General features: G+C 67.6%; 3 protein-coding genes. 1 reads left to right on the top strand and 2 read right to left on the bottom strand.

Annotated features, from left to right (window positions below; translation table 11 throughout):
- Positions 1-237 precede the first annotated feature (237 nt).
- Complete coding sequence (locus AB0F88_RS44210) at positions 238-1,227, bottom strand: LacI family DNA-binding transcriptional regulator (RefSeq protein ID WP_362698674.1); 990 nt, start codon at positions 1,225-1,227, stop codon at positions 238-240.
- A 229-nt stretch (positions 1,228-1,456) separates the two neighbouring features.
- Positions 1,457-2,587, bottom strand: a complete 1,131-nt coding sequence (locus tag AB0F88_RS44205) for a lectin (protein WP_362698671.1) — start codon at positions 2,585-2,587, stop codon at positions 1,457-1,459.
- Positions 2,588-3,438: 851 nt separating this feature from the next.
- Here AB0F88_RS44205 and AB0F88_RS44200 point away from each other — a divergent pair.
- A partial coding sequence (locus AB0F88_RS44200) for an endo-1,4-beta-xylanase (protein ID WP_362698668.1) occupies positions 3,439-4,813 on the top strand: 1,375 nt, incomplete at its 3' end.

Here is a 4,813-nt window from a genome sequence, read left to right as displayed (position 1 = left end):
CGCCAGCCGCTTTCCGCACCGACCTGCGAGAAGCCCATCGTGATCTTGCCGTCGTCGGCGACCTTACCGGTGTCGGTGGAGCCGCCCGGCGCGCTCGTGCCACCGCAACCCGTCATCGTCAACGCGACGGCACCGACCGCGATCAGTGCCGAGATCCTTTGCAACATGGGTGTTCCTTTCGTGATGTGAGCGTTAACATTCACGTGCTGTCAACGCCCTTCCTGCTTCCGCGGGCGGCTAGCGCACTGTTCCCGTACTGGCTCTGAGAACGAGACGGGGAAGCACGACGTGACGCTCGCGCGCGTACGGCTCCCCCATCTCGATCTGCCGCACGAGCACGTCGATGCTGCGCCTGCCCACGGCCCCGAAGTCCTGTCTGACGGTCGTGAGGGGAGGGGAGAAGAACTCCGACTCCGGAATGTCGTCGAATCCCACGATGTTGATCTGGCCGGGGACGCTCACTCCCTGCTCCATGAGGGCCCGCAGCACGCCCAGGGCCATCTGGTCGTTGGCCACGAACACGGCGGTGACCTCGTCGGTCATCGCGGCCAGCCGCTGCCCGGCACGGTAGCCGGAGCGCGGGCTCCAGTCGCCCGCCAGGAGGTCGGGGACCGGACGGCCGGCGGCGGTCAGCGCCTCGCGCCAGCCGCGCACGCGGCCTTCCGCCTCCAGCCAGTCGGCCGGACCGCTGACGTGCCAGACCGTCTCGTGCCGCAGGTCCAGCAGGTGCCGGGTCGCCAGGACGGCGCCCTCGACCTGGTCGACGCTGACCGCGGACACGCTGTCCGTCCGGCCGCCCTCGACGGCCACGGCCGGCATGCCGGCGGGCATGTCCTCCAGCGCCTCGGCCGCCGAACGCTGCGGGGCGACCACGACGATGCCCTCCACGCCCTGTTCGGTCAGATAGCCGATGGCGTCGAGCACCCTTGCCCTGTCGATGGTCCGAAGGCTCACGATGCTGATGAAGTAGCCCGCGTTCCTGGCGGCCTGCTCGATGCCGTAGACCGTGCTCGCGGGACCGTACAGCGTCGTGTCGAAGCTGACGACACCCAGCCGGCGGGAGTTCCTGGTGACCAGTGCTCGCGCGACGAGGTTGCGCCGGTAGCCCAGCAGGTCGATCGCGCGCAGAACCTGGGTCCGAGTCTCCTCGCTGACGTTGGGATGCTCGTTGAGCACACGCGAGACCGTCTGGTGCGACACGCCCGCCACCTTCGCCACGTCCGTCATGATGGGCGGGCGACGCCTCGGGCCAGGTCCCACCCGGCGCTCCTCTCGTGCGATCCAGGAAGACTGTTAGCGCTAACAACGGCTTGCGTCGAGAACCTCGCCTATCACCGTGCAAGCTGAACACGAACGCCGATGGGTACCGCGCGCCGGCTTCACACTTCGCCGGGGCGGCCTCTTGGAGCCGGCTGCCCGGCTCCTGAGACCGCCCCCTGCCTGCTCCTCACCCGCGTCAGACGCGGGTCCAGCGCTGGTTGGGCGCGCCGTTGCAGGACCAGATCTGAAGTTTGACGCCGTTGGCGGTGGAGTAGTTGGGCACGTCCAGGCACTTGTTCGCGCCGAGGGCGGTGATGGTGCCGTCGCTGTTGAGGCGCCACTTCTGGTTGTTCTGGCCGTTGCAGTCCCAGATGTGCACCACGGCGCCGTCGGCGGTGCTCATGTTGGCCACGTCCAGGCACTTGTTGCCGTACACCCGGAGCTCACCCGCGCCGGTCTGCGTCCACCGCTGGTTGTTCTGGCCGTTGCAGTCCCAGATCTGGACCAGGGCCCCGTTGGCCTGCGAGACGTTGGCGACGTCCAGGCATCTGCCCGAACCCACGCCGCGGAGCCCGTTCACGGGCGAGGGGGTCGGCGTCGAGCTGGGGTCGCCGGGCTGGCCGATGCTGCCGGAGACCGACTGGAGTGCCGCGTACCAGGCGGCGGCCATCTTGTCGTAGCCGCCGGCGGTGGGGTGGATGCCGTCGATCAGGTCGGACGTGGTCAGCTTGCTGTGCATGTCGACCAGGTGGACGCGCTTGCCGCTGTTGACCTTGTTCTGCACGATGCCGGGGATGGCCGCGTTGAAGGTGCGGGCGGCGGCCTCCTGCCCGGAGTTGGACAGCGGGATGATGGTGGCGACGAACACGTCCGCGTCCGGCACCGTCGTCGTGATGCGGTCGATCAGGGTCGACAGCCGCTGGGGCGCTCCGGACACGTTGTAGTTCTGCAGGATGTCGTTGGTGCCGATGTGCAGCAGCACCGTGCGCGGATTCTGGGTCCGCGCCCAGTTGGTGATGTTCGCGTCGATCTGGTCGATGCGCCAGCCGGGGTGCCCCTGGTGGTCGTGGTCACCCAGGTTGCCCGGCCCGTTGAACTGGGACCCGACGAAGTCCACCGTGTACCGGCCGGAGACCAGCCGCTGCCACAGGCCGATGCGGTATCCGCCCGGCACCTGCGTGCCTTCGGTGATCGAGTCGCCGAGCGGCATCACCCGCACTCCGCCGTTGGACTCCGCGCCGGCGGCACTCGTCTGTACGACCGCCCCCAGGGCGACCATGGTCACGGCCAGGAGCGCCGCGCTGAACCACCGTCTCCACCCACGCATGCTCAACCTCTTTCCAGCAGCTGAGAGCAGTTACTGCCGACAGCTCGTGTAGCGCTGACAGTCTTTGTTCGGATCACTCGCCAACGAACGTCATGCGGTGGCGGGTCTGGCGGTCGGGCGTGGTGGCTCGGGCGCGTCGCAGGTGTCCTCGGTCACCCGAGGGCCGCCGGGCCCGATGTATCGCGCTGATCTGAGCTTTCGCCGTGCGGGAAAGCCTCCTGTCAAGAGATCTGTGACCGTGAGGGGAAGGGAACCCGCGGATGTGGCGTCTGTCCGGGATTCACGGTCGCCGAGCGTGCCTTCTGGGGGGACAGCGGGAGAGCAACGCGATGTGAGCGCTAACATCTCGCCCGCCGGTTGTGGCTCCTTCTCCATCGAAGGGTTGTGGTGGTGGAGCGGAGCAAACACGAGACAGGGAGAAACTGTCAAGAGTACGAAACATGGCATGCCGGAAGAGGCGAGAGGCGAACACGGTTCATCTGGCGTTTCACGGATCACCGCATCGAGCCGGACAGGCCGATGTGATGAAAATTTCACAGAAGACGTCTCAGTCCAGGTGGCGTGACCGCGGCTTTCCGGAGGCCGGAAGGCGTCGGCGCAGGTGCAGGACATGGGTAACAAACAGTGACACAGAAGCTTTCCGGATGAGCTTGACACATTTTGTAATACTTTCCACACTGAGTCCCCGAGACGGCCCCATGCCAAGTCGGTGGTGGGAGGCAGGGGCCGTCGACCGCGACGCCCCGGTGGTGCGCGTTCCCCGAATGACGGGACGCGGCGTCGATCCTGCGGATTTCCCCTGGTGATTGTCCGCTTCCGCGTTTCTGTGATGCAGTTATGGAGGCTCAGGCATGGGCACAAACGCCATACCCCCGCCCGGCACCCGGCGACCCCTCGGCGGCCTTCGCCGGGCCCTGGTCGCCGGCGCCCTCGGCACCCTCGTGCTCGGCACGCTCACGGCGGTGACCGGTCAGGTCTCCGCCGGCGCCGCTTCCACCGGTGCCGCCTCGGCCGGTGCGGCGGCGTCCACGCTGGGCGCGGCGGCCCAGCAGAGCGGGCGTTACTTCGGCGCCGCGATCTCGACGAGCAGGATGGGCGACTCGCAGTACACGACGATCGCGAACCGCGAGTTCGACATGATCACCGCCGAGAACGAAATGAAGATCGACGCCACCGAGCCCAACCAGAACCAGTTCAACTTCTCCGGCGGCGACCGGGTCTACAACTGGGCCGTGCAGAACGGCAAGCGGGTGCGCGGGCACACCCTGGCCTGGCACAACCAGCAGCCCAACTGGATGCGGCCGATGGAGGGCAACCCGCTGCGCCAGGCGATGATCAACCACATCAACGGCGTGATGAACCACTACAAGGGCAAGATCTACGCCTGGGACGTGGTCAACGAGGCCTTCGCCGACGGCAACTCCGGCGGCCGGCGCGACTCCAACCTGCAGCGCACCGGCAACGACTGGATCGAGGTCGCCTTCCGCACCGCGCGCGCCGCCGACCCGGCCGCCAAGCTCTGCTACAACGACTACAACATCGACAACTGGAGCTGGGCCAAGACCCAGGGCGTCTACAACATGGTCCGCGACTTCAAACAGCGCGGCGTGCCGATCGACTGCGTGGGCCTGCAGTCGCACTTCAACAGCAACAGCGCCTACAACAGCAACTACCGCACCACCATCTCCAGCTTCGCCGCCCTCGGCGTGGACGTGCAGATCACCGAGCTCGACATCCAGGGCGGCTCCGCCACCACCTACGCCAACGTGGTCAACGACTGCCTGGCCGTGCCCCGCTGCACCGGCATCACCGTGTGGGGCGTGCGCGACAGCGACTCCTGGCTCGGCGCCAACACCACCCCCCTGCTGTTCGACAGCTCGGGCAACAAGAAGGCCGCCTACACCTCGGTCCTCAACGCCCTCAACGCCGCCGACCCCAACCCGACCCCGACCCCCACACCGACCGTCACCCCGACCACGGGCGGCGGTACCGGGCAGATCCGGGGCGTGGCCTCCAACCGCTGCGTGGACGTGCCCGGCTCCAGCACCACCGACGGCACCCAGGTTGCCCTGTGGGACTGCCACACCAACCCCAACCAGCAGTGGACCTACACCGCCGCCGGTGAGTTCAAGGTCTACGGCAACAAGTGCCTGGACGCCGCCGGCACCGGCAACGGCGTCAAGGTCCAGATCTACGGCTGCCACGGCGGCAACAACCAGAAGTGGC

The sequence above is a fragment of the Streptosporangium sp. NPDC023963 genome (assembly GCF_040639135.1).
Classification (GTDB): domain Bacteria; phylum Actinomycetota; class Actinomycetes; order Streptosporangiales; family Streptosporangiaceae; genus Streptosporangium.
This window is presented reverse-complemented; position numbering and strand designations above follow the sequence as displayed.

What these genes read in the sequence shown, in the direction of transcription:
- AB0F88_RS44205 (WP_362698671.1), bottom strand. Translation starts at nt 2,587, where the DNA reads ATGCGTGGGTGGAGACGGTGGTTCAGCGCGGCGCTCCTGGCCGTGACC.
- AB0F88_RS44210 (WP_362698674.1), bottom strand. Translation starts at nt 1,227, where the DNA reads ATGACGGACGTGGCGAAGGTGGCGGGCGTGTCGCACCAGACGGTCTCG.